The following is a 24,317-nucleotide window of genomic DNA, read 5'->3' on the forward strand; positions in this document are numbered from 1 at the left end:
CTGCGGGAGGGGTCCGATAGCGAAGTTCGCTGGCGCCGGCAGGGGCGCCGCCACGATGTCCGCCCGCACCTTCTCCAGGACTGCCGAGACGCTCATCGTCGAAAAGACGCTCGCGATGGCGACATCGGCCGGCTGCTGACCTGCCCCAAGGCGCGCCGCAGTGAGCGCGAGGTGGAGCGCGCGTCGGTAAGCCAGCCGGGCTGGGCTGAGAACGGCGCCTTCATTGCCATCGTCGCCGCGGAAGCGCTTGAAGTCCTTCGATTGCTCGATGCGGTCGCCGTGGGTATCGAGGATGCCGCGGGTGACGATCAGCGCGTAGCGCGTGTGCTGCTCGAGGATCTCTTCGGCCTTCACGTAGAGGGTATTCGTGTCCCGGTCCCAAACGGCTCGGTCGATCCCGACTACCCAGCCGGCGTCGGCCGGGAGCCGCGACTCTTCTTCGTCGTCGGGAACGGGCGCGCCGTAATCGGGCGGGGATCCATTCACGAGTGTGTTCCCGAGCTTGACGAGGAAGATGTTCGAGCTGTTCACGGTCGAAAGATCGATCGGTCCGCTGAACGCGATCGTCATCCTGGGCAGGACGTGGAACCCATCGAGCTGGTTGAGCAGGACGTTTTCGACGCATTCCGTAGGAAGGGGCGGCAGGACTTCGCACCCGGACGTGCTCAGGTTGATGTGCAGGCCCGTGTTTTGCGACCGATCGGGAATCGTGAACAGGTCGGATGGAAATGGGCCGAGAGCCCAATCGTCGGCGGAGAACCGCGGCTGTACCCGATCTTTCGCTGCCGCGCTCTTACCCTGTCCCGCGGCGGCGCGTGAGAGTGGAAGGTTCGAAGCTGCAAACAGGGCGCAAAGCGCCGTGCAAATCCTGGATGTCATGGCAACCCCTCGCCGCCGGACGGCAGCCGCGTTGCCACGCATCACACGAACGTCGGATGTCGATCACTGCGCGCTGCGTCAGCTCTTCGCCTGCTCCGCCTGCTGCTTCTTCGGGCGGGCGGACGCTGCCGCCTAGCGCCTCGCGGAGGTTGGTGAGCGCGCTCCAGCCAAGCGAGAGCACGAGCCCGTGAAGTCGAGTTGCGGCACTGCTGAAGCGTGGGGCCGATAACGCAAAGCGTGTCACGGTGCGGACACCACCCCTGCGATGCGCTGCTGCCTCTGCGTACCGCCGCGAAAGTTGCTACACCGGTGCTACACGACTGCGGCCGCTGGCGTCGATCTGGCGCTGCCCGATGCGGACGCCCGAGCCGAAACCCCTCGGCGACACGCGGCTTGTCGAACGCGGTTGGACCGGCGTGGACACGGCAGCAAAAATGGCATTGCGGAGGTCGCCGGTTCGATCCGGGCATGCTCCACCAATCTGACCGCTGGGTTGGCAGAGCCGTGGCAGAGTCGTCGACTCCTTCAGCCGGTACGATTACAGCTGCTGGTGACAGACCCGGTCAGATACCGAGCCAGTCTCCGCGCGACCCGTTCAACGCGTCCGGGGCGAGCGGGACGGCGCGAACGCCGTCCCGCCGCGTCGCGCCGCCTACTGGCGGCAGATCCTCCAGATCACTCCGGTCCCGGGGATCTGCACGAGCGGACCGTTGTTGGCGCCCACGTACTTCGCGTCCGGATCGGACTGGCCGAAGTCGCGGACGGCGCCGTAATCGACAACCCAGGCACAGCCGTCCGGGCCCATCCGCACGTTGGTGGGACGGTTGAACCCGCGCAGGCCGTCGACGAACGACTGCTCGAAGGTGGTGTTGTGGGCGAAGCGCAGGATCTTCAGCGCCAGCGGCTCGCCCGGCGCGCTGAAGTTGATGATCTTGATCTCGTGCCCGACCTCCGGAGCGGGCGAAGTGGCGTTCCCCTTCGAGAAGCCGAAGTCGCCCTCGAGCGCGTACAGCGCGGCGCCGGGCCGCATCGGCGGGGCCGCGAAGGAGTCCGGCACGAAGTCGATGGCGGTGAACGAGGAGTCGGCGGCGTCGATCGCCAGCGGCGAAGCGATCTGCTGGGGTGGGAAGGCGAGAACGTCCCGGATGGGGACATCCTCCTTGAGGATCAACGCGAGGCTCGCCGGCGTGCACATGCTCGGTGGATTCGACGGGTCGGGAACGCAGAGATCGTCGCCGGGTCCGCCGATCGGGTTAAACACCGCCTGGTCCGAGGGCAGGAACCCGAAGCGGTCCGGCCAGCCGTGGTAGTCCGGCGTGCCATCGGCGTTCTGGCGGGCCAGCTGCAGGCTGTCCGGCGCGTTGTTCGACGGCCGCGCGCCGCGCTCGTCGGGGCCGTCCTCACCGACGAGAAGTCCTCCGAGGAGCGCGTGCCGCTGCGGCGCGAACCGGAGGGCATATCCGTTCCGGTAGCCCCAGGAGAACGGCTCGATGTGCTCCTGCGGATGCGCGGCCGCGAGCGGCGCCCTGAGGATGGCGCCGTCGCAGACGCCTTGGTGGCTCGCGCTCTCGAACGCCTTCACCGTTGCGCCGGGGCGTCGCACGCCGAAGGCGGAATACCCGCTCGTCATCACTCCGCCACCCGAGTCGAAGACGTTCTGGCTGAGCACGATGTCCTGACAGGGAATGTCCTGCTGGTTCTCTCCGCCGCCGTTGTCTCGGGCGACGACGCCGCTGTTGGTCGTCGACCCCTGCGACCAGTAGATCCACCCGTCCTTGAAGGCGAGTTGCTCGGTCGGATGGTCGCCGGTCGGCAGCGAGGTGATGAACGGCGTGACCCTTCCGGTGAGCGGATCGACGGTGACGATGCGGGAGCTGTTGTTCTGCCCGTTGTGCGCGTGCGTCGCCTGATTCGAGTCGCTCGCGAAGAGCCGCCCACCAGCGAGGGCCGTCGTTTCGTTTCATCCAGCTGGGGCGACAGGCCGCGGATGAAGAGCGATCGAGTACGCGCAGGAGAGAGCCTGCCCCCGCAGTGCCGCTAACTCCGCGCACGGGCGCAGTCAATGCACGATGGGGCAAATGAACGTAAAAGCCGAATCCGATTAAGCAATTGCACAATCGATCCGCTTCCGACCGAAGACGGACCAGCTCCACGCGGTTCCGGCAGGGCTTCGTCGTTCAATCTTCCGTCGTGGACGGTTCCTGATCGATGGAAATTCCGGTTCGACTTGATCGACGCATTTCTTGCCGGTAATGCCGACTAAAGGCGTACCGGCCCAAGTTCAGTATCGAATGGAACCGATACTGGCAGACTCAGGTCCGATTCCATCCCACGAACTTTGATCGAGGATGCGTCCTTGCGGGCACGGTAGCGCCCCCTGCCGGAGCGCCTCCGCCGCGCGGAACCCATTTCATCGAAAGGGAGGGCGTCATGCTTGCATTGCGCGAAGCCGCGCGCCTTGTGCACGGAAGAAACCGGTCGCTGGTGGTCGCATCGTTCGCAGGCTTCCTGCTCGCCGCCGCCGCGGTGCTGGCGGATGAGTCGGTGACGTTCACCGGAGAGACGATCGCCGTACCCGGCGCCCCCCTGCTGAGGTACGACATCAGCTTCGTCGACGAGGCGCTGGGCATCTACATCCTGGCGGATCGCTCGAATGCCGGCGTCGACGTGTTTTCCGTGGTGGGCAGGCAGTTCCTCTTCCGCGTGGGAGGCTTCGCGGGTTTCAACGGCAGCAACGACACCGCCGGTCCCAACGGATTGCTGACCGTGAACCACCGTCAGATCTGGGCGGGGGACGGAGTCAACGCGACCGATGGCACTCAGAGCTCGGTAAAAGTGATCGACCTGCTCACGCGGCAGATCGTCGACACCATCGTCATTCCCAACGGCCACGCCCGGGCCGACGAGATGGCGTTCGATCCCGTCGATCAAGTCCTGCTGGTCGCCAACGATGCCGACAGTCCCCCGTTCATCACGTTCATTTCCACGCGGCCGGGTCACAGGATCCTGAAGCAGATCTCATTCCCCGAGGCGACCAACGGAATCGAGCAGTCGCAGTGGTCGCCGGAGACGGGGCTCTTCTACCTCAACCTGCCCGAGGTCGCGCCCAACGGTCCAGCCACAGGCGAAGGTCAGGTCGTGGTGTTCGATCCGCGAAGACTGGCGATCGTGCGCCGGTTCGCCACCCACGACTGCGACGCGGCCGGGATGGCGCTGGGTCCCGATGAGCAGGCGCTGCTCGGCTGCCAGGGCGCGACCTCGACCGGCGTGGCGCTTCCGAACGAGTCGCAGATCATCAGCTTGCGCACCGGCCATGTGGTCGCCACGTTCCATCAGGTCGGCGGCAGCGACGAGGTCTGGTTCAATCCGGGCGACAATCACTACTATCTGGCCGCGCGCAACAATACGAGCGGACCGGTCCTCGGCGTCATCGATGCGGACGAACCCAGGTTCGACAACAACGCGCCGACGACGACGAACGCGCATTCGGTGGCCGCGGATCCCATCTTCAACAACGTCTTCGTCCCGCTGACGTCGGGCGCCACCAATGCGGTCTGTCCAAACGGCTGTATCGGGATCTATCGTGCGAGCCGACTGGACGGAGACGATCGCGGCGACGAGCGCAGGCGGCGTTAGCCGCGGCGGCCGTAGGACATTGAGCAGCTCCCGCCTCCAGAAAGGGGGACCGATGCTTCCGGCGCAATGGATTCGGCTCGCCGTGTTCGGAGCGATCGTGTTGTCGGCGGATCTCGCCGAGGCAAAGCAGAGATGGGTATTGGCCACCGGCCGGAGAGACCCGCGGATCTACGCGATCGATCTGGAGCAGGCGCTCAGACCCGGGAACAACAACACGTCGAACGCGATCGTCAGCCGATCGCTGGTCAGTCCGAGGCGGCTCGACGGCGAGTTGCTGGGCGACCCCGCCAACATCGTCCTGAGCGAGGACCAGAAGACCGCCTTCGTGATGAATCATCACGGGGCCGTGGTGAACGCCGAGTTCCTGCAGCATGGCGGGCGCGCGAGCATCGCCGTCATGGATGTGCGCAAGATGCTCAGCCGGGAGCTCGACAATACCGACGCGGCGCTGGAGCACGATTTCGACGCCGGTTGGTTCGGTGGCGTGGGCCTGCTCGTCGTTCCGGGCTTGATCGTCGCCGGTTACTCGGAGAGCTGGTTGAGCGAGGACGGCTCGAACCGGATCGGGCTGATCGATCAGAGGACCGGAGGGCTCCGCGGACAGATCGAGATGGCCCTGACGCCGCAGGCCGGTGTCCGGCGCCAGTTGAGAAGGGATTGCGCGTTCTTCCCGGTTCCTTTCGTCTCTCCCACGGAACCGGCGCAGATCCCCGCCGGCCAGGCCTTCCTTTCGGACATCGATCCGCAGGACTTCGGCTGCTGGCCCGATCCGGAGGGTCTCGCCTTCGCGCGGGGGAGCGATGGCAAGACGTACCTGGTCTCGGGCAACGCAGGAACGGAGGACGTCTCGATCATGGATTTCGGCGCGGCCCTCGCTGGAAGCCGCGTCGTCGAAGTCGCTCCGCGGATCCCCGTCCAGACCGGACCCTTCGGCATCCGCGCCAGCCCGAACGGCAAGTTCGTCGCCGTCACCGCTCGCGAGAGCAACATCACCGGCGCGGAAGGCAATACGATCTCGATCATCGAGATCGACCGCGCGCGCGCAGGGTTGCCCGGCGCGGAAGCAGCTCGAGTTCGAGTCGGCACGGATGCCGTCCACGGCGCGGCTCGGCCCTTTACCGTTTCCTGGACGCCTGACGGCCGGCGCATCGTCGTTGCGAACTTCCGTACGAACAACGTCTCGGTCGTCGATCTGCGAAAAGCGCTCGACCACGTCGCGGGGGCCGAAGTCGCACGTATCTCGCTCACGCGCGTGGACGGAAACCCCGCGCGTCCGAAGGGTACCGCGGTGACGAGCGACGGGCGTTTCGCCGTGGTGACGGGGGGCGCGAACACCCTGCCGGATCGCACGCCGACGGGAACGGTGTTCCTCATCGACCTGAGCACGAACGCTCAGGTCGCCACCGTCACCGGTGTCGGGATCGATCCGTACAACCTCGCCCTGGTCGAGGACGTCGACGGATGACGCATGTGCGTGTATCGGTAGACGTCGCCAGGACGACTGAGGAAGACGCTTCGCGACCGAGAGTCCAGTCATCTCGGCCGTATCCAAGCTGAAACGCTATCCCGAGCGTCGCGTCATGTGGTGCTCTTCCTCGAGCTTCCACGTTTTCCCTCCGTCACGGGATTTCTCTCCGCGCCAGACGAAGGAGTCGGGCTTCATCTCGTTGAAAGACCAACGGATCGGGAGGCCGTCGGAATCCGTGCCCTCGAGGACGATCCTGCTTGAGAGCCGTATCGAAGAACCGGAGCGACGTGCCGATCGTGCGATCCTTCTGGCCGTCCGCCGGGTACGTGATCCAGATGTCCTGCACCGCGCGACCATCCAGGATCCAGCCGAACAACAGTTCGCCCCTCTGGTGGCGAACGCTGCCGTCATCGAGGTGGAAGGAAAAATCGCAATCCCAGGTTCCCACGAAGCGATCGAAGGTCCTTGCTTCGTTCCCCATCGAAGGATTGGGATTCGTCGAAGCAAGGGCCGTGATCATTGCTCATTTTCCGCCGTCCGCGTCACCACCCGACAGCCGCAGGTCTTCATCCCGAACGACATCGCGCTGGGCGAAGAAGTCATCACATCCCTCGAGGCATCTCGGTCGCTTCGGGGCCCGCGCCCTTCCGACGGGAACCCGTTTTTCACGGCCGGGTCCGCCCGCGGCCGCAACGGGCCGAGCGCGCGCGTTATCATGCGGCCCGTGAATTCAGCGTCGTGGCTCGAGGAGGTCAAGCGCCGCCGGGTCTTCCGCGCCATCGTCGCGTACGGCGTGGTCGCCTTCGCCGTCCTCCAGATCATCGAGCCGGTGATGCACGGCCTCAGCCTGCCGGACTGGATCCTTCCCGCCACGCTCGCCGCCCTCGGCATCGGATTTCCCGTCACCCTGGTGCTCGCCTGGGCGCTCGATTTGAGAGGCGGCCGCATCGAGCGGACCGCCCCCGCGCCCAGCGGTCGGATGCTGCTCGTCCTGGTCGTCATCGGCCTCGCTCTCGCTGCTCCGGGACTGGGTTGGTACCTGTGGAAGACGCACCGGCCGGCCGCCGCCAGGACGGAGCTGAAGAGCATCGCCGTCCTGCCGTTCGCCGACCTGAGCCCCGCCAAGGATCAGGACTGGATGTGCGACGGAATCGCCGAAGAGATCATCGACGCCTTGTGCACGGTCACCGGCCTGCGCGTGGCCGCGCGAAGCTCCTCGTTTCAATTCAAGGGCAAGCCCGCCGACGTGCGCGTGATGACGCGCGCGCTCGGGGTCTCGACGCTGCTCGAGGGCAGCGTCCGCAAAGCGGAAAACCGCCTGCGCGTCAGCGCGCGTCTGGTGAGCAGCGAGGGATACGAGCTCTGGTCGGATAGATTCGACCGCGCCGAAGCGGACGCCTTCGCCATCCAGGAAGAGATCGCGCGCGCCGTGGTCGCGGCGCTGCGCCTGCGGGTCTCCTCGGACGAGTCGGACCGGCTCCGCCGTTCGGGTACGGCCAATCCCCAGGCCTACGAGATGTACTTGCGAGGGCGGCAACACTTCCGCTCCCTGGGAATGGAGAACATCGAGCTGGCACGGCAGATGTTCAAGCGCGCCATCGCGCTGGACCCGGCATTCGCGCAGGCCCGCGCGGGTCTCGCGGAGGCGGACATCAACCTGCTCCAGTGGCTGCTCGTCGCGAAGGACGAACAACCCGCGCTTCGCGCCGAGGCGCTGGGTGCGAGCGAGGAGGCGCTGCGGCTCAATTCCGAGCTGGCCGAGGCACACGTCGCGCGCGCGAACGTCCTGGCGCTGCTTGGTCGCACCGCCGAAGCTGATGAGAGCTTCCGGCGTGCCACGGCGCTGGCCCCGGGCCTGCGCGACGCCTGGTACTCGTATGCGCGGTTTCTCTTCTCGGTCCAGCGGTACGCGGAGTCGGCGCACGCCTACGAGGAGTCGGCCCGGCGAAATCCGGACGACTACGATGCGTTGCTGCTCCTTGCCATGCCGTACCAGAGGATGGGTGACGACGCGAAGGCGCAAACGGCGCAGAAGCGCGCTCTCGAGGCGGCGGATCGCGTCCTGCGCAACGACCCCGATGACGTTCGCGCGCTCTATCTCTCGGGCGCCGCGCTGATTTCGCTCGGCGAACGGCAGAAGGGTACCGACCGTCTGGAGCAGGCGATCGCGATCCGGCCGAACGATTTCGCGGTCCTCTACAACGCGGCCTGCAGCTTCGCCATCGCTGGCAACGCCAAAAGGGCCCTCGACATGCTCGACCGTGCCGTCGGCACCGGACGGGGGTTTCGCGCCTGGATCGAGAACGACCCCGATCTCGACAGCCTTCGCAAGCTGCCCCGCTTCCAGCAAATCGTCGCGCGCCTGCCGCCCTGAGCGACGCGCTTACTTGTCGACCTTCTTCTCCTCGCGGACCACGTCGCCCTGCGCGTCCTTCTCCTTGGTCTCTGTAGTCGTGGTCTTCGCAGCCGCGCTTGGACGCTTGTGTTCGACGGTAGTCTCGGTCTTGCTGACGGTGCCACCGCCGGCGCGGGCCCGGGCCTTCGAGCGCACCTTGGTCTTGTGGGTCGTCTTGCCGGCGGTCCGCTCCTTGTCGATGCTGACGTCGTTCTTGTCCTTCTTCACTTCGACCTTCTCGTCGCCGCGCGCAGCCGACGCGAGGACGAGGGCCGCAAGCGCAGATGAGATCGCCTTCATGGGTGGCTCCTTTGCTGACCGATCGGACAACCTGTAGACGGGTGGCCGGGCGTACAACGCTCGAGCGCCCGCCTGTCCGGGGGCCGCGGGCGGCGCCCTTGGCGGCGACCTGCTACGATCTCGCCCTGCCGTGAAAGCGCTCCTCCTCGTCGACATCCAAAACGACTTCCTGGCCGGCGGCGCGCTCGCTGTCCGCCGTGGCGACGAAGTGGTTCCCGTGGCCAACCGGGTGCAGGCGCGCTTCGATCTGGTCGTCGCGACGCAGGACTGGCATCCGTCGGGTCATGGCAGTTTCGCCTCGCGGTATCCCGGGCGGAAACCGGGCGAATTGTCCGAGCTGGGCGGCCTCCCGCAGGTCCTCTGGCCCGATCACTGCGTGCAAGGCTCACTGGGTGCCGCGTTCGCGCCGGGCCTGGCGATGAACCGCGTGGAGACGATCTTCCGCAAGGGGACCGATCCAGGCATCGACAGCTACAGCGGCTTCTTCGACAACGGCCACCGCAAGTCGACCGGGCTCGGCGACTACCTGAAAGGGCGCGGAGCCGCCGACGTCTACGTGCTCGGCCTCGCGACGGACTACTGCGTGAAGTTCACCGCGCTCGATGCACGCCAGCTCGGCTTCCGCACCTTCCTCGTCGAAGATGGCAGCCGCGGCGTCGAGCTCGCACCGGGCGACGTCGCGCGCGCCATCGCCGACATGCGGGCGGCCGGCGTGCAGGTGGTCCGCAGCAGCGACCTGCGGTGACGGGTGGCGGAGTCGCACGCAAAGCGTTAGGGTTCCGGCCCTCCCGCGAAAGGAGGTCTGTGATGACGTTGCGAATTGGTGATGAGGCGCCGAACTTCACGGCGCAGACGACCCAGGGCCCGATCGATTTTCACCAGTGGATCGGGAACCAATGGGCGATCCTCTTCTCCCACCCGAAGGACTTCACGCCGGTGTGCACCACCGAGCTCGGCTACATGGCGAAGATCAAGCCCGAGTTCGACAAGCGCAACACCAAGATCATCGGGCTCAGCGTGGACTCGGTGGAAGACCACAAGCGCTGGGCGAATGACATCGAAGAGACGCAGGGCGCCGCGCCGAACTACCCGGTGATCGGCGACGCCGACTTCAAGGTGGCGAAGCTCTACGACATGCTGCCGGCATCCGTCTCCGGCGACGCGAAGGGACGCACTCCCGCGGACAACGCAACCGTGCGCTCGGTGTTCGTCGTCGGTCCCGACAAGAAGATCAAGCTGATCCTCATGTACCCGATGACCACCGGGCGGAACTTCGACGAGGTCGTGCGAGTGATCGACTCCATCCAGCTCACGGCCAAGCACAAGGTGGCCACGCCGGTGAACTGGAAGCAGGGTCAGGACGTGATCATCGCGGGCTCGGTCAGCGACGAGGACGCGAAGAAGCAGTTCCCGCAGGGGTGGAAGGCGCCGAAGCCTTACCTGCGAATTACACAGCAGCCGAAGTAGGCCCGGCCTAGAACAGCGCGAGGATCGACTCGGTCGCGACGAAGACCGCGGCGGCGACTGCCGCCGCCGCGGGAATCGTCAGGATCCACGCCCAGAGGATCCGTCCCGCGACGCCCCAGCGCACCGCCCGCGTTCCCTTGGTGGCCCCCACGCCGACGATCGCGCCCGTGATGGTGTGCGTGGTACTCACCGGGATGCCCAGCCTGGAGATGGCGAGGATGGTGACGCCGCCGCCTGTCTCGGCGGAGAAGCCGCCGATGGGCTGCAGCTTGGTCAGGTTGTGCCCCATGGTCCGCACGATGCGCCAGCCGCCGAAGGCGGTGCCGAGGCCGATGGCCGCATGGCAGATGAGGATGACCCAGAAGGGGACGCCGAAAGGGCGATCGCTCCAGATGGTGCCGTAGAGGACCACGGCGATGATGCCCATCGTCTTCTGCGCGTCGTTGGTGCCGTGGCTGTAGGAGAAGATTCCGGAGGACAGCAACTGCAGCCTGCGAAACCACCGATCGACCTGCAGCGGCACGCGCCGGCGGACGATCCAGGTGGTCAGCACCATCATGAAGCTGCCCAGCACCAACCCGAGCACGGGGGAGAGCACGATGAAGAGCGCGATCTTGGCGATGCCGTCGGCGACGAGCCCGCGCAGGCCCAGCGCGGGGAGGGTCCCACCGATCAGCCCGCCGGCCAAGGCGTGAGAAGAGGAGGACGGCAGTCCCCACCACCAGGTGAGCAGGTTCCAGAGGATGGCGCCGATCAGCGAGGCGAAGATCACGGTCAGCACCATCGCCGTTCCCTGCGCCTTGAGCATCTCGAACTGGATGACGCCCTTGCCCATCGTATTCGCGACCTTTACGCCCCCGCCGAACGCGGCGATGAAGTTGAAGAAGGCCGCCCAGACCACAGCGATGGCCGGCGAGAGGACGCGGGTCGATACGACGGTGGCGATGGAATTCGCGGCGTCGTGGAAACCGTTGATGAAGTCGAAGATGAGCGCCAGCGTGACCAGCAGGATCACGATGGAGAGCATCAGGCGTGCTCCAGCACCACGCCCTCGATGACGTTGGCCACGTCCTCGCACCGGTCCGTGGCCGTCTCCATCAGGTCGTAGATCTCCTTCCACTTCATGATCGAAAGCGCGTCGGCGCCGCTCTTGAAGAGCGCGGCGATGGCGGCCCGTCCGAGCGCGTCCGCGTCGCCCTCGAAGGTCTTGATGGCACGGCAGGCGGCGAGGATCTGGGCGGGGTTCTTGATCTCCCGCAGCAGCCGCACCGTCTCCTGCAGCTTCTCGGTGCACGGAAGCAGGATGCGCGCCAGGTCCTTCGCGGCCTGCAGCAGCTTCTCCGCCGTGGCGTCGGTGAGATCGAGAACGTCGTCGATGCGCGCGAGCAGCCGGTGGATCTCTGCCCGGTCGAAGGGGGTGATGAATTGCCGGTGGAGCCGCTCGAAGGCGCGGTGGGCGATGTTGTCGCCCTCGTGCTCCACCTCCTTGATCTCGGCGACCTTTCGCTCGATGTCGGTGAAGTCCTCGAACAGGGCCAGGAGCAGTCGGGCACCGCGGACGGTCGCCTCGGCCTGGGCGTCGAAGTCGTCGAAGAACTCGTCCGACTTCGGCATCAATTTTTCGAGCATGCGGCCCTTTACACGGTCTTTGTGACAACCGTGTGACAAACATGGTCAGCCGCTCGGCAGCCGCAGCCAGAAGCGGGATCCGTTCGCGGAGCTTTCAAGCCCCACCTCGCCGCCCATGGCGTGGGCCAGGTGCTTGACGATGGCGAGCCCCAGACCGGTCCCTCCCAGCTCGCGCGACCGTCCGGCATCGGCGCGATAGAAGCGCTCGAAGATGCGCGGCTGGTGCTCCGGCTCGATGCCCGGGCCGGTGTCGACAACGGAGAGCATCACCGCGGGTCCGAGGCCGTCGCCGAGTAGCGTCACGTGCCCGCCTTTCGGCGTGAACTTCACGGCGTTGTCGAGCAGATTGACGAGGATCTGCTCCAGGGCGCGCCGGTCGGCGTTCGCGCGCAGGCGCTCCGGGACATCCGCCGAAAGGACGATTTCCTTCTCCCCGGCGGCGTCGCGGAACAGCTCGAGCACGGCATCGGAAAGAGGCGCGAGCTGGACCGGTCCGGTCTGCGGCTTCCAGTCACCGGTTTCCAGCCGCGAGAGATCGAGCAGGTCGTCGGTCAGCCTCGACAACCGTGCCGCGTGCCGGGAGATCATGCGGACGAACTCGCGCGCCTGGTCGGGCAGCTCGAGCCCCCCGTCGAGCAGCGTCTCCGCGGCAGCCCGGATGGCCGTCACGGGAGTGCGCAGCTCGTGAGATGCGTTGGCGATGAAGTCGCGGCGCACGCGGTCGGCGCGGCGTTCGGCGGTGAGATCGCGCAGCACCAGCAGCGCCCGCGCGTGCGTGAGCGGCGCCACGTGGGCTTCCACCTGCAGGTCGAGCGCCGGCAGCGTCAGCTCGCGTCGCTGGGGCCACCCGGCGAGCCCGCGAGCGCAGACATCCTGCAGCTCGGAGCTGCGCGTCGCCTCCAGGACGGTCGCGGCCCGTCCCAGAAGGCGGGTCATTCCAGCGTTCCTCGCCACCATCCGCCCGCCCACCTCCAGCAGCGCCGCCGCGCCCGGCACCGCCTCCAGCATCTCCTGCAACCCGGGTGGCTCGCGGCCGCCGGACACGACCGGTTGGTCGCGCCGCCTCAGCTCTTCGATCACGTCGCCGGGAAGCGTTCCCGCGCGCAGCTCGGCGCGGATCCGGTCCACGGCTTCTGCGAGCGTCAGCTTGCGTCCGAAGAGCGCCATCTACCTCTCCGCGGGATCGGACATCCGATAACCCAGCCCGCGCACCGTCTCGATCAGATCGCGGCCGCTGCCCAGCTTTTCGCGCAGCCGCTTGACGTGCGTATCCACCGTTCGCGTCTGCAGCTCCCCCGTCATCTCCCAGACGTCGTGCAGCAGCTGCTCGCGCGTCTGTACCCGACCGATGCGCGCCATGAACGTCTCCAGCAGCCGGAACTCGAGGGCGGTGAGCTCCACTTCCTCGCCGTCGACGAACACGCGGTGCGCCTCGGTATCGAGACGCACCGGGCCCACTTCGGCCCGCGGCGGCGTTTCCCCGGGCGTCCCGCGCCGGAGGACGGCCTTGACGCGGAGCACGACCTCGCGCACCGAAAAGGGCTTGGTGATGTAGTCGTCCGCGCCCAGCTCGAAGCCCACCACGCGATCCACTTCGTCGCTGCGCGCGGTGAGCATGATGACCGGCACGGCGGCGGTGCGGGCGGTGCTCTTCAGCTGGCGGCAGATCTCGGTGCCGGAAAGATCCGGCAGCATCAGATCGAGGATCACCGCGTCCGGTGTCTTCTCTCGGACCCGCGCGAACGCTTCCGCGCCGTCGCGGGCAGAAACGGTGTCGAACCCGGCCTGGCGCAAGGCGTACTCCAGCACCTGGACGATGTCTTTCTCGTCCTCGACAATGAGGATGCGCGGGTGCACTTCGCGCGTCATACCCCTGCACTTGTGACGGGAGCGTGACACGCGCGCAAGTTCGGCGTGAATTGACGGCGTTGCGTGCGCGCCCGATCGCGGTCGAATTTCTGACAGAGTTTTCGCAACGAAATCCGTCGGCACCGGCAGGCGACCGCTTGCCGGCCCGAAAGGGGCTCACTAGCTTTCGCTCGCCTGTAAGGGAAGGTGCGAGGAGGGTGTGGCGGTGGGGCCCCGAAGGGCGATGCGATGGATGGCCGCGGTCGCGGCCTTGGCGGCGGAAGCTTCACCCGCGCAGCTCCTGACGCAATCGAAGATCGCTCCCGTCGGCGGCGGGAACGCGCTGTCCACGCCCGCCGCACGCCACATCGTCCGCATGGACTCGGGGACCTATCTGCTCGCGCTTCAGCGCGACGAGGCCGGCACGGCGCCACAGACGGGACTCGGCCTCTACCGGAGCGACGATGACGGCCAGTCCTGGTCGTTCTACGCGAGCATCAATCCTTCCCCCACCGATCGGCACACGGCGGACCTCGTCAAGCTCGGAAGCGACGTGGCGATGGTGGGGTCGTTCGACGCGCCGTCGATCCTCCCGGACACGAGACTCGATCCCGGCCGCAAGGTCTACTTCCAGCGCTGGCGCTCGAACGGCGCCTCGGACTTCATCCCCGACGCGCGAGTGGCCGTCTTCGCGCCATCCATTGCCGGAGTCGCATATCACCGCGGCGAGCTGGCCGTGGATTCGCTGGGCCGGATCTGGGTGCAGGCCTTCAAGCGCGGCAGCACCGCCTGCAACCCCGCGATCGATCCGCGCTGCTCACTCTGCGATACGCCGGGAAACGGCGACAACTACAAGAATGACGTCGTCGTCTCGATGAGCACCGATGGCGGACGGACGTTCTCCCGCGAGCAGGTCCTCGGATCGACGCTCTGCCGCGCCGGCGGACGCCTGATCAGCGCCGGATCCAAGCTCCTGCTGATCTGGAACGATTACTCCGGAAACGAGAACGGCACGCGGATCGTCACCCGCTTCGTCAAGCGCGATGCCGCGGATCCTACCGGCACCTGGAGCGCACCGCAGAACGCTTTCCCCGACGAACCTGTCGACGGCATCTACCATGGAGCCGCGCTGAGCGCGGTGGCCGACGGCGCCGGCGTGCACCTCGTCTACAAAGATCAGAACAAGATGCGGCTTTGGTATCGCCGCTTCGAGGTCGCTACCGGAGCGTTCGGATCGAAGGTGCAGGTGGACGACAGCGCGCAGGACTGGGCGCTACAGCCGGCCGCCACATTGCGCCAGGGCGAGCTCTCGATCCTCGCCAACCATCTGCTCGCGCCGGGTCGTTACGAGACGCGCATGTGGCGCCTCTCGACGGGTCTGGGGCCCGCGAACGCGACGTCCATCGCCACCGAAGACGCGTTCCACGGATATCCCGCGGTACCCGAGTCGCTCCCCGCCACCGCGCGCTCGCTGCCGTACGTGTATTCGCGCGCGGCGACGTCCGACGGTGCCGCCGACGAGATAGTCCTGCGCGTGGCCGCCGATCCGCCTGCCGCCGTCCTTTCGCTGGAGGAGGGGCGTGCGGTGCTGCCGCAGGGCAGGACGATCGCCGTTCACGTCCAGACGACACCGGCATCGGTGCTCTCGGGGACCATCCAGTTCGAATTGACCGGCCAGCCTGCGGGGGTGCACGCCAGTTTCGATCCCCCACAGATCGAGACCGGTGCCGCCACGACGCTGACGCTCACGGCGGAGCAGGGCGTGCCGCCGGGATCGTCTTCCTGCGCGGTGGCAATGACGGCGGCGACGGGAAGAGTAGAGGTCCCTTTCAATCTCGAGGTGGTCCCTCCGTCTGGAGACGGCGGCGGTTGCGCATCGGCAGCCCCTCACCCCTTGATCGGGCTGGGCCTGGCGCTGCTGGCGATGCGCCGCAAGCGCCGGCCTTAGTCCCGAGGCATCGCGCGGACCCCCGCGGCGCTGCGGGACAGCCGGCGCGACCCCGCGCCGGGCTAGTTCAGGCTTCCAGGCTGCGTAAGCGGGAACGCGGCGATCTCGGCGTCGAACTGTCGCCCGTCCTCGGTGACCATCCGGTAGGTGCCGCGCATCGATCCGTGCGGCGTCTGCAGCACCGCCCCGCTGGTGTACTCGAACTTCTCGCCGGGCCGCAGCACCGGCTGGTTGCCGACCACGCCGTCGCCTTTCACTTCCTCGCGCTTGCCATTCCCGTCCGTGATGATCCAGTGGCGGCTGCGGAGCTGGGCGGCGACGTTGCCCAGGTTCTCGATCCGCACCGTGTACGCGAACGCCCACCGTCCGGGCCCCGACTGCTCGGGCAAGTACCGGCTCTTCACGGTGACCCGGATGCCCTGGGTGACGGCGGTGGACACGCTGCAAAGTTGCCAGTACCGGCGGGTTCGGGCAACAGAAAGCCGTGAAGAAGTACATCACGCGAGCGGGCTTCGAGAAGCTGCGCGAAGAGCTCCGCCGCCTGCTCTATGACGATCGGCCGCGGGTCACCCAGGAAGTCACGGTGGCCGCCGCGCACGGCGATCGCAGCGAGAACTACGAATACAAGCTGGGCAAGAAGAAGCTGCGCGAGATCGACGCGCGCATCTACCGCCTGCAGAAGCAGCTCGAATCGTACGAGGTCGTCGATCCCGCCACGCGGCCGAAGACGGACCGCGTCTTCTTCGGGGCGACGGTCACCGTGGAGGACGAAGACGGCGGCAGGACGACCTATCAGATCGTCGGCGGAGAGGAGCTCGACGACGGGCTCGGCCCGGGACGGATCAGCTACGAGGCTCCGCTCGGGCGCGCACTTTTGGGCAGGCGCAAAGGCGACAGCGTCACTGTCCGCCGGCCTGCCGGCGAGGTCGAGCTGACGATCGTGAAGGTCGAATGGAAGTGACCCGTCAGTCTCGATACATGAGCAGAACCAGGCCGACCTCTTCCGCGCGAGGTGCCTTGCGCCAGCGTGCCGCCACGGACACCGGCCCGATGTGCACCCTCGCTTCCATGCCCAGCTCGTAGGAAGTGCTGGGTGAGGCGAGCGGCAGCCATCGCCAGCTTCCGGTTCCGACCAGCGCGGCCCGCTCGCCCCCTAGCAGGCGCAACAGCAATCCCGGGCCGACACCGGCCCGCATTCCGCTGTCGGAGAGCCCGTGCAGGTCCGGCGCAGCCAGCAGCTCGGCGTCCGCCGTGAGCGCCGCCGAGAGCGCGCCGCCGGATGAAACGAGGCCAGGTCCGCCGCCCACGGCGAGGATACCGGCGACACACGCGTCGCACCCGCCGTCGACCACACGCGTTGCGCCGACGCGCATCTTCCAGGAAACGCGTCGCTCGAAGCGATCGATCGGGTTCAGGCTCGTCACCTCGACGAGTGAAGCTTCCTCCAGCCGGAGAACGCGCCGGCGGTCCGCAACGCTCACTCGCAGCTTGAAGAACTCGATCTGGGTTCGCGGCGAGAAGCCGGCGGGCGGATCGGCCAGGTCGTGGAGGGCCAGGCGCCCTTCCGCCAGAAGAGACGATCCATCCTCGCGAGAAGTGATGGCGCCCAGTCCGAGTCGCATCGAGCCATGCCCCCGTTCGGGCCCACCGGCCGACGGTGGAGGAATGACCAAAGGCTGGCTCGGCACCCCGATCGCGCTTCGCCTCTCTAGGAGCCTCTGACGCAGAAGATCGGCCGCCGGGTCCGCGCCAGTAACGATGTCGCGACCGTGACGCACGTCCACGAGGTCGACGGCGGCGTCGATGACTCGCACGCGCTCGTCGGTGGACATCGCATCGAGCGCTGCGGAATCTCCTCCTTCCGAGAGCCGCTCGACGGCGTCGAGATCGGCTCCGGTGAGCCCTGCGGTCCGGGCTCCGAGCTGCGTCCGTCCCGAGGCACGGAAGCGGACTGCCCGGACCAGGCCAGGGTTCGCAAAGAGTGCTTTTACGCTGTCGGCAGGAAGCGTCGCCGGCCCGAGGTGCGAGAGGAGCTCGAGATCGGAATCAGCGGCCTCGAGTGCGCCGAGAACGTGGTACGAGCAGTTCTCGGTGACGTAGTAGTAGTCGAACCAGGTCTGCCCCAGCTCCCAGAGGTGGCCGACGAGCATGGCGACCTGCCGCTGGTCCAGAGAGAGCTCGTACTCCCACAAGTCGCGCGACTCATAGTCCGCGTACTCGCGCACCTTGTAGAAGTAGGGCCGCGCGCTGAACTCACCCCGGAAGAGCCCGAAGAGGCCGTCGAACGCATACACGATGGCGTTCGAGGTATCGGTGACCGCCGCGAAGTCGACCGCCTGGTCGATGAGGTCGAGGCGCTCGCCGCTGCTTGCCACTTCCTCCTTGCCGAGGCGCAGGAAGGTGTGGCCGAACGCGGAAGCGGGATTGTTGAGGTAGTAGGAGGAGAAGACCAGGGCCACGGATCTGGCGCTGACCCTTCTCCAGAAGGCGTCGAACCGCGGGCAAGATCGCGGCGGCAGCCGCGAGAAATCGATGCGGAGGGCGGTTGCGAGCCAGGCGAATCGTGCCGGAAAGCGGCACTGAGGATGCTCGAGCGATGGATTGGCGAGCTTCGCACCTTCGGGCGCGCCATCTCCTGGAGCGAAGAACCCGGTAAGCGTCGCCTCGAGCTCCGCCGCGGGATCGCGTTTTCCCTGGGACGAAAGAAACAGGCCAGGCCCATCCGCTTCGCTCTGCCAGCCGCCGAGGAGCCGTTTGCGCCAGTGCCCGAGGCGGAGCCATGAGCGTTCTTCTGATAGCGACCTGTTCCGGGCCGCGGTCAGCAGCTCGGGCAGATACGTGGGATCGGGCTCGACGCCTTCTCCGGCAAGGGCGAACCCGGGCGCGGAAACAGTGAGGGCGAGGAGGACGGCGTGGGCCGGGCGCATGCACGTAAATCGAAGGGAGCCTTTACGGACTCCCTTCGACCGCGACACGAACCTAACCGATCTTCCGGCACCCGAGCGAACTGTCCGAGCGCAGCTCCTTGATCACGTTCTTCGAGACCTGCTGGACGGGGGTCTTCTCGCCGGGGAAGAGCTGTGCGAAGCGCTTCTGCAGGGTGACGCCGACGGCCTTCGCATCCTTGCAGCCGGCCATCGCGCTCAACGTGGTGATGGTCTCACCGCTGCCACGCGCGGCGTCCTTCGCCAGCGCCTCGCGGTTGCCCTCAATGAAGGTCATGGCTCCTTGCGTACCAGCCGACTCTACGCAGTTCGACGTGCCGGAAGTGATCCCGAAGGTCTGAGTCCCGAACGTGTTGTTCGTGGTCGCGGCCAGGATCTGGATCATCCCCTTCTGATCACCGAAGACCATCGAGCCGAGCCCACAGCCAGCCAATCCGTACGTCGACTTTCCGGTCGCAGCCGGATTCTCTGCGTCCGCGTACGCAACCCCTGCGCTCAGGACGAAAGCAACCAGTACCCACCGTGCTCGACGCATTCATCCCCTCCTTCATTTGGAAATCCCCCATCCTCCTGACGGGGACGCCACGCTACACCAAAGCGTCCGTTGCCGTCATTCCGCGCGCAGGCTGCTCAAATCGATTCCGTTGAATCCGATACCCAGGCAGGCGGCACTCTCCGCCAGCATGCGGCGGCTCCCAATCCCTCACTCCCGCGTCGGCGCCTCCACTCCGACCAGGTGAGGTTCCCGCACGGGCGGCCGATAGATGCGGTCGGAAGGCTCCGGCCGCCGCGCCCGCGGCGGCCAGGAGAGCGTGAGCGGCCGGTTCTCGCGCGCGCTCTTCAGCGCCGCGACGATGATGCGGACGTCGCGCAGGCCTTCCTCGCCGTCCGGCTCCACCGGCGTGTCGTCCAGGATCGCCTTGGAGAACGCGAGCAGCTCCGGAGCGAACTGGTCGGCGGGCTTGAACTTCCGCACGCGCTCCTTGCCGCCCACCGAGAGGCGCAGCTCGCGCGGTCCCGAGTACTCGTAGCCGTCGTGCAGCTCGACGTGTCCTTTGGTGCCGACCAGCCGGTAGTGGTCCTGCTCGTACGAACCGAAACTGACGGTGAACTGGGCAACGCGCCCGCCGGGAAACTTGAGCAGCACCGCCATGCCTTCGTGGACTTCCGCGAATCTGTCGTCGTCGCGCCGGTCCATCCGCAAGGCGAAGACCTCGATCGGGTCGGCCCGGAACAGGTAGCGCGCGGCATTGATGCAATACGTACCCAGGTCCCAGATGGCGCCGCCGCCGCGATCCGCCGAGGTGCGGATGTTTCCCGGCCGCACCTGGTAAGCGAACGCGCTGGTGAAGAACCGCGGTTCGCCGATCCGGCCTTGCTCGATCAGCCGGACCGCCTCGAGGTTCGACTCCTCGAAGTGCAGACGGTACGCGGTCATCAGCTTCACGCCTGCTTCCTTGCAGGCGTCGATCATGCGCCGGCACTCCTCCTCGCTGACCGCCAGCGGCTTCTCGCAGAGGACGTGCACGCCTTCCTTCGCGCAGCGCACCGCGAAGTCCACGTGCTTGTCGTTGGGCTCCGCGATGTAGACGGCGTCCACGTCGGGCCGGTCCAGCACGTCGTCCAAAGCCCGGACGTCGTAGGCATCGCAGCGGTACTTGCGCGCCAGCTTCGCCCGCTTTTCCGCGTCGCCGGAAACCAGCGCGACCAGCTTCGAGTTCTTCGCATGAGCGAACGCAGGCAGCACGGCGGCCTGCGCGATGTGCCCCAGCCCGATCACCGCGTAACCGACCTGGCGGCTGCCTTTCTCCCTGCCGGTCTTCCTCGCCATGCGGGGAAGTTACGCACGCGCGGCATGGAGGGCGGGTGCCCAGCGCAGGCTGAGCGCATCGGCGAGGACGACGTGCGTCTCCCCCGACAGAAGGAGCTGCCGGAAGGGTGGGCCGTGCAGGATGCGCGATCCGTTGGTGCTCGCCGTGTCGATGGCCCAGACCTCGTCGTCGACGCTCAGCAACACGAGGTGGACGCGCGAGAGGTTGCCCTCGTCGACGCCGCCGTGGCTGCAGCGGTCGTCGCGGCCGACGAGGATCCCGCGCTCGAGCTGGTCGCTCCAGACCGCGTGCGTCGAGGTGAGATCGCCGGCCTGTGGGGAGCTGGACTGGATGGTGATGGTGGCGAGCTTGAGCGCGTTGGCTGACGGCGCCGCCCGCGACTTGAGCGGCTGCGGCGGCGGGAGGATCTCCTGGTTGCGCGGGGCGAAGCCGCGCCAGGTCTCGTCGGCATCGTGCGACCAGGGTTTCGCCGAGGGACCGGTGGGAAAGAGGAAGACCACGTAGCTTGCCACCCGCAGGAAGAGGGGCCCGCGGCTGGCGATCGCCTCGCAGCGCTTGCCGTCCTCCGAGAGCAGGCCGCAGCGGGAGCGCAGATCGATGGCGCGCAGATGGAGCTGTCCCGCAGCCCCGCGGGTGGCTCGCAGCAGCAGGTGTCGCAGCGAGACGTCCTGATCGCGCGAGAGCACCACGTCGCACCGCTCGTGCCGTCCGAGGATCAGATGAGCGATCCCGGAGGCGGGCAGGCGCAGGTGCGCATGGGCATCGAAGACTCCGTTGCCGTCGACCGCGGCGATCAGCACTCCTTCCGCGGGCTGCGCCTGGTGGGCAGTGCGCAGCGCGGCGAAGTGCTTGCGGAAGACAGCGGCGAACGGGTCGTCGGCGAGATCTGCGTGCCAGGTCTGGCGCGAGAGCGGCTCGTCTTCCGACGCCATCGGGCGAGAATAGCAGCATTTGATGGTGTCCCCGCTCCGGTTTGATACAACTACCGTTTTCGGAGGGCCGTCGTGCTGCGGGAAATCGCGGACCGGGAAGCTGCTGCGAAGGCGAAGGACATCGACCTGAAGGTCGGATACCAGGGCGAGCCGGGCGCATACGGCGAAGTGGCCGCGGCGGCCCATGGCGGGATTCCGCGGGGATTTGCGAGCTTCGAAAAGCTGCTCGAGGCGTTGCGTGACGGCGAGATCGACGAAGCCGTCCTGCCGATGGAAAACGCGGTGGTCGGCGCGATCACCGAGGCGCTCGAGCCGTTCGCGGCCTTCGTCTCCGAGGGCCTGGAGCTCGTCGCCGTCGCCCTCACCAGCGTCCCGGTCCGCCTCTCGCTCGCGGCGCGGCCCGGTACGCCGCTCGCCGCGGTCAAGCGCGCCTGGTCGCACCCCGCCGCCCTTCGCCAATGCACCCGCCGCCTCGCGCAGATGGGGATCGAGCGCGTGGTCTGCTACGACACGGCGGGCGCGGCGCAGATCGTCGCGCACGACGCTTCGACGGATGCCGCGGTCTGCTCGCGCCGCGCCGCCGAGCGCTACGGGCTGGAGGTTCTGGTCGAGGACGTCTCCGACAAGGAGCAGAATGGCACCCGGTTCGTCCATCTGCGGATGGCGGATCACGCGCGCGCGCAGGTTTCGCTCGCCTTCTTGCGCACCAGCAGCATGACGGCAACGGGGCGGCTCGACGTCCTCACCGGCGCGACTCTTCTGCCGCTCGCGGGCAGCGCGGAGTTTCCGGTCCGGATGTGGGTGCTCGGCGCGGACGCCGCCCGGCTGCAGGCGCTTGCTCCGGCGCGCGACGTCCAGGTCATTTCGCTCGGGCAGCCCGCGGCGCACGCCGCGAAGATCACGCCGCCGAAGCAGGGAACGGAACCGGTGGTGAAGTCACTGCCGCACGCGACGGCGCGCAAGGCGCCCACCGTCGTCGAAGTCGGTCCGCTGCGCATCGGGGCAGGCGCCCGCGCGGTGATCGCAGGGCCGTGCTCGGTGGAGAGCGCGGAGCAGGTGATGCGCATCGCGCGCGAGGTCGCCTCCTGCGGCGCCACCGCACTGCGCGGAGGGATCTTCAAGCCGCGCACCAACCCGTACGCCTTCCAGGGCCACGGCCTGGAAGCTCTCGACTGGCTCGTCGCGGCCGGCAAGTCGACCGGCCTGCCGGTGGTCACCGAAGTGATGGCCGTCGACCAGGTGAGACCGGTCGCGGAGAAAGCCGACGTGCTGCAGATCGGCGCTCGCAACATGCAGAACTTCGATCTGCTGCGCGCGGTCGGACGGGCCGGCCGTCCCGTCCTCCTCAAGCGCGGCGCGGGCTCCACGGTCGACGAATGGCTCGGAGCGGCCGAGTACGTGATGGCGGCCGGAGAGCTGCGCGTGATCCTCTGCGAGCGCGGCATCCGCACCTTCGAGACCGCCACGCGGAACACGCTGGACGTCGGCGGCATGCTGGCGGCGAGACCGCTGACGCACTTGCCGATCATCGCCGACCCCTCGCACGCAGCGGGCCGCGCCGACCTGGTGGAAGGCCTCGCACGCGCCGCCTGGTCCGCGGGGGCCGACGGCCTGATCGTGGAGGTGCACGACGACCCCGCGCGGGCCTTGTCCGATGCGGAGCAAGCGCTGGTCCCCGCCCGTTTCGCCGAGCTGGCGCGCAATCTCGCGCTGCATCCCGACGCGCGCCTGCCCCTGGCCCAGCTCCGCGCCTGGGTCGACGCCATCGATCACGATCTCGGCGTCCTCGTGCAGCGCCGGCTGGAGGTGGCGAAAGTGATCGGCGATTCGAAGCGGCAGACGGGACGCGCGGTTCTCGATCCGCGGCGCGAGGCGGCGGTCCGGCGGACGTACCAGGAGGCGTTGCCGGGAAGCAAGCTGCTCGCCGACAAGCTCGTCGATCTGCTCCTCGAAGCAGCGAAGGCGCAGCAGAGCATCGACGAGGATTAGGGGCTCCCGCACCCGGGGTGCGGTTATGCGCCTGCGCTTGTGACTGTGCCCAAGTACAGTTTTTCCAACATCATTCATTGACCAGTACAGTTGCCCGGGGATTCGAGGTCCGCCTGTGGCTGGATCGGTCGGCGCCGTGCTGCATCTGATCGCCCATCATGAAGACCGATCGCTCCCGCGTCCTGCTCGCTCTCGGATCGCTCTACGTGATCTGGGGGTCCACGTTCCTCGGGATCCGGATCGCGCTCGAGGGCTATCCGCCGCTGATGCTCGCCGGTCTTCGCTTCGCAATCGCGGGTGGCGTGACCTACGCCTGGGTGCGCGCCCGCGGCGTTCCGCCGCCGACGCGGACGCAATGGCGGTCCTCGTTGATCGTGGGAACGCTTCTGACGTGCGCGAATGCCTGCGTGGTGATCGCCGAGCAGTGGGTGAGCTCGGGCGTTGCCGCGGTGGCGATCGCGTCGGTGCCGCTCTGGGTGGCTCTCATCGCCGGCCTTTTTGGACGCTGGCCTTCGGGCGGCGAATGGCTCGGTCTCGCCGTCGGACTGGCCGGCGTGGCGATCCTGCAGACCGGCGGGGATCTCCGCGCGAGCCCGGCCGGTGCCGCGGTGCTCACGGTGAGCTGCGCGAGCTGGGCGCTCGGCTCGATCTGGAGCCGCCGACTGCCGCTGCCCACGGGATTGATGTCGAGCGCCGCGCAGATGCTCGCCGGAGGGTTCGTGCTACTCGTGTTCGCCGTGCTCCACGGCGAACGGATCACCGCCGTGCCTTCGCTGCGCGCGACCGCGGCGCTCGGATACCTGATCGTCGCCGGCTCGATCATCGGGTACAGCGCGTACCAGTTCCTGCTCTCCCGCGTGCGGCCCACGCTCGCCGCAAGCTACGCCTACGTCAATCCGGTGGTCGCGGTCGGCCTTGGCGCGGCGGTAGCCGGAGAGAGCGTCGCGCCGCGCGCGGTGGGAGCGCTCGCGCTGATTCTCGGTGGAGTCGCCATGCTGGCGATCCGTCGCCAGGCCGCGTAGCCGCCAGGAAGGGCCGTGCCTACCTTT

General features: G+C 67.5%; 21 protein-coding genes. 9 read left to right on the forward strand and 12 right to left on the reverse strand.

What is annotated here, in order from left to right; translation table 11 throughout:
• Together E6J58_06330 and E6J58_06335 are read right to left on the reverse strand one after the other, a co-directional pair.
• On the reverse strand, positions 1–921 hold a 921-nt coding region (locus E6J58_06330; GenBank protein ID TMB39894.1), incomplete at its 3' end, for a hypothetical protein.
• A gap of 610 nt (positions 922–1,531) precedes the next feature.
• Complete coding sequence (locus tag E6J58_06335; protein ID TMB39827.1) at positions 1,532–2,548, reverse strand: hypothetical protein; 1,017 nt, start codon at positions 2,546–2,548, stop codon at positions 1,532–1,534.
• A 761-nt stretch (positions 2,549–3,309) separates the two neighbouring features.
• On the opposite strand from E6J58_06335, the gene E6J58_06340 reads away from it, so the two are divergent.
• The 3 genes from E6J58_06340 (at position 3,310) to E6J58_06350 (ending at position 8,357) form a co-directional block, all read left to right on the forward strand.
• Complete coding sequence (locus tag E6J58_06340; GenBank protein ID TMB39828.1) at positions 3,310–4,515, forward strand: cytochrome C nitrite reductase; 1,206 nt, start codon at positions 3,310–3,312, stop codon at positions 4,513–4,515.
• 52 nt (positions 4,516–4,567) lie between these two features.
• A complete protein-coding gene (locus E6J58_06345) occupies positions 4,568–5,980 on the forward strand; it encodes a YncE family protein (GenBank protein TMB39829.1) in 1,413 nt (470 codons plus the stop codon).
• Positions 5,981–6,095: 115 nt separating this feature from the next.
• Positions 6,096–8,357 carry a tetratricopeptide repeat protein gene (locus E6J58_06350; protein ID TMB39830.1) on the forward strand — a complete coding sequence of 754 codons (2,262 nt, stop codon included), beginning with the start codon at positions 6,096–6,098 and terminating at the stop codon, positions 8,355–8,357.
• A 9-nt stretch (positions 8,358–8,366) separates the two neighbouring features.
• Here E6J58_06350 and E6J58_06355 read toward each other — a convergent pair whose 3' ends face one another.
• Positions 8,367–8,678: a hypothetical protein gene (locus E6J58_06355; protein TMB39831.1), complete on the reverse strand. Its 312-nt coding sequence runs from the start codon at positions 8,676–8,678 to the stop codon at positions 8,367–8,369.
• Between the two features lie 130 nt (positions 8,679–8,808).
• Between E6J58_06355 and pncA the strand changes: the two genes are divergently transcribed.
• A complete protein-coding gene (pncA, locus tag E6J58_06360) occupies positions 8,809–9,423 on the forward strand; it encodes a bifunctional nicotinamidase/pyrazinamidase (protein TMB39832.1) in 615 nt (204 codons plus the stop codon).
• 62 nt (positions 9,424–9,485) lie between these two features.
• Positions 9,486–10,145, forward strand: a complete 660-nt coding sequence (locus E6J58_06365) for a peroxiredoxin (GenBank protein ID TMB39833.1) — start codon at positions 9,486–9,488, stop codon at positions 10,143–10,145.
• Positions 10,146–10,152: 7 nt separating this feature from the next.
• Here E6J58_06365 and E6J58_06370 read toward each other — a convergent pair whose 3' ends face one another.
• Genes E6J58_06370 through E6J58_06385 form a run of 4 tightly spaced genes read right to left on the reverse strand, consistent with a single transcriptional unit; the run spans position 10,153 to position 13,643 of the window.
• Positions 10,153–11,175 carry an inorganic phosphate transporter gene (locus tag E6J58_06370; protein TMB39895.1) on the reverse strand — a complete coding sequence of 341 codons (1,023 nt, stop codon included), beginning with the start codon at positions 11,173–11,175 and terminating at the stop codon, positions 10,153–10,155.
• Positions 11,172–11,774: a DUF47 family protein gene (locus E6J58_06375; protein ID TMB39834.1), complete on the reverse strand. Its 603-nt coding sequence runs from the start codon at positions 11,772–11,774 to the stop codon at positions 11,172–11,174. Before E6J58_06375 ends, E6J58_06370 begins: the two co-directional genes overlap by 4 nt.
• A 45-nt stretch (positions 11,775–11,819) precedes the next feature.
• Entirely contained in the window at positions 11,820–12,941 is a 1,122-nt protein-coding gene (locus E6J58_06380) for a two-component sensor histidine kinase (GenBank protein ID TMB39835.1), read from the reverse strand.
• Positions 12,942–13,643 (reverse strand): response regulator, encoded by a 702-nt coding sequence (locus E6J58_06385; GenBank protein TMB39836.1) that lies wholly within the window; start codon positions 13,641–13,643, stop codon positions 12,942–12,944.
• 232 nt (positions 13,644–13,875) lie between these two features.
• Between E6J58_06385 and E6J58_06390 the strand changes: the two genes are divergently transcribed.
• A complete protein-coding gene (locus E6J58_06390; GenBank protein ID TMB39837.1) occupies positions 13,876–15,570 on the forward strand; it encodes a hypothetical protein in 1,695 nt (564 codons plus the stop codon).
• Positions 15,571–15,632: 62 nt separating this feature from the next.
• Here E6J58_06390 and apaG read toward each other — a convergent pair whose 3' ends face one another.
• The gene (apaG, locus tag E6J58_06395) at positions 15,633–16,010 is read right to left on the reverse strand and encodes a Co2+/Mg2+ efflux protein ApaG (GenBank protein ID TMB39838.1); all 378 of its coding nucleotides are present in this window, start codon (positions 16,008–16,010) and stop codon (positions 15,633–15,635) included.
• A 44-nt stretch (positions 16,011–16,054) separates the two neighbouring features.
• On the opposite strand from apaG, the gene greB reads away from it, so the two are divergent.
• Positions 16,055–16,531: a transcription elongation factor GreB gene (greB, locus tag E6J58_06400; protein TMB39839.1), complete on the forward strand. Its 477-nt coding sequence runs from the start codon at positions 16,055–16,057 to the stop codon at positions 16,529–16,531.
• Positions 16,532–16,535: 4 nt separating this feature from the next.
• Here the strand turns inward: greB and E6J58_06405 are convergent, their stop codons facing one another.
• The 4 genes from E6J58_06405 to E6J58_06420 form a co-directional block, all read right to left on the reverse strand.
• Positions 16,536–18,497: a DUF4105 domain-containing protein gene (locus E6J58_06405; GenBank protein TMB39840.1), complete on the reverse strand. Its 1,962-nt coding sequence runs from the start codon at positions 18,495–18,497 to the stop codon at positions 16,536–16,538.
• A 52-nt stretch (positions 18,498–18,549) separates the two neighbouring features.
• Positions 18,550–19,050: a DUF3015 domain-containing protein gene (locus E6J58_06410; GenBank protein ID TMB39841.1), complete on the reverse strand. Its 501-nt coding sequence runs from the start codon at positions 19,048–19,050 to the stop codon at positions 18,550–18,552.
• 168 nt (positions 19,051–19,218) lie between these two features.
• Complete coding sequence (locus E6J58_06415; GenBank protein ID TMB39842.1) at positions 19,219–20,346, reverse strand: Gfo/Idh/MocA family oxidoreductase; 1,128 nt, start codon at positions 20,344–20,346, stop codon at positions 19,219–19,221.
• A gap of 9 nt (positions 20,347–20,355) precedes the next feature.
• Positions 20,356–21,279, reverse strand: a complete 924-nt coding sequence (locus tag E6J58_06420) for a hypothetical protein (GenBank protein TMB39843.1) — start codon at positions 21,277–21,279, stop codon at positions 20,356–20,358.
• Positions 21,280–21,351: 72 nt separating this feature from the next.
• Here E6J58_06420 and aroF point away from each other — a divergent pair, with 72 nt between their 5' ends.
• Together aroF and yedA are read left to right on the forward strand one after the other, a co-directional pair.
• Positions 21,352–23,268 carry a 3-deoxy-7-phosphoheptulonate synthase gene (gene aroF, locus E6J58_06425; protein ID TMB39844.1) on the forward strand — a complete coding sequence of 639 codons (1,917 nt, stop codon included), beginning with the start codon at positions 21,352–21,354 and terminating at the stop codon, positions 23,266–23,268.
• Positions 23,269–23,426: 158 nt separating this feature from the next.
• On the forward strand, positions 23,427–24,290 hold the full coding sequence (gene yedA / locus E6J58_06430) for a drug/metabolite exporter YedA (GenBank protein TMB39845.1): 864 nt from the start codon (positions 23,427–23,429) through the stop codon (positions 24,288–24,290).
• Positions 24,291–24,317 lie beyond the last annotated feature (27 nt).

The sequence above is a fragment of the Deltaproteobacteria bacterium genome (assembly GCA_005879535.1).
GTDB lineage: Bacteria > Myxococcota > Myxococcia > Myxococcales > 40CM-4-68-19 > 40CM-4-68-19.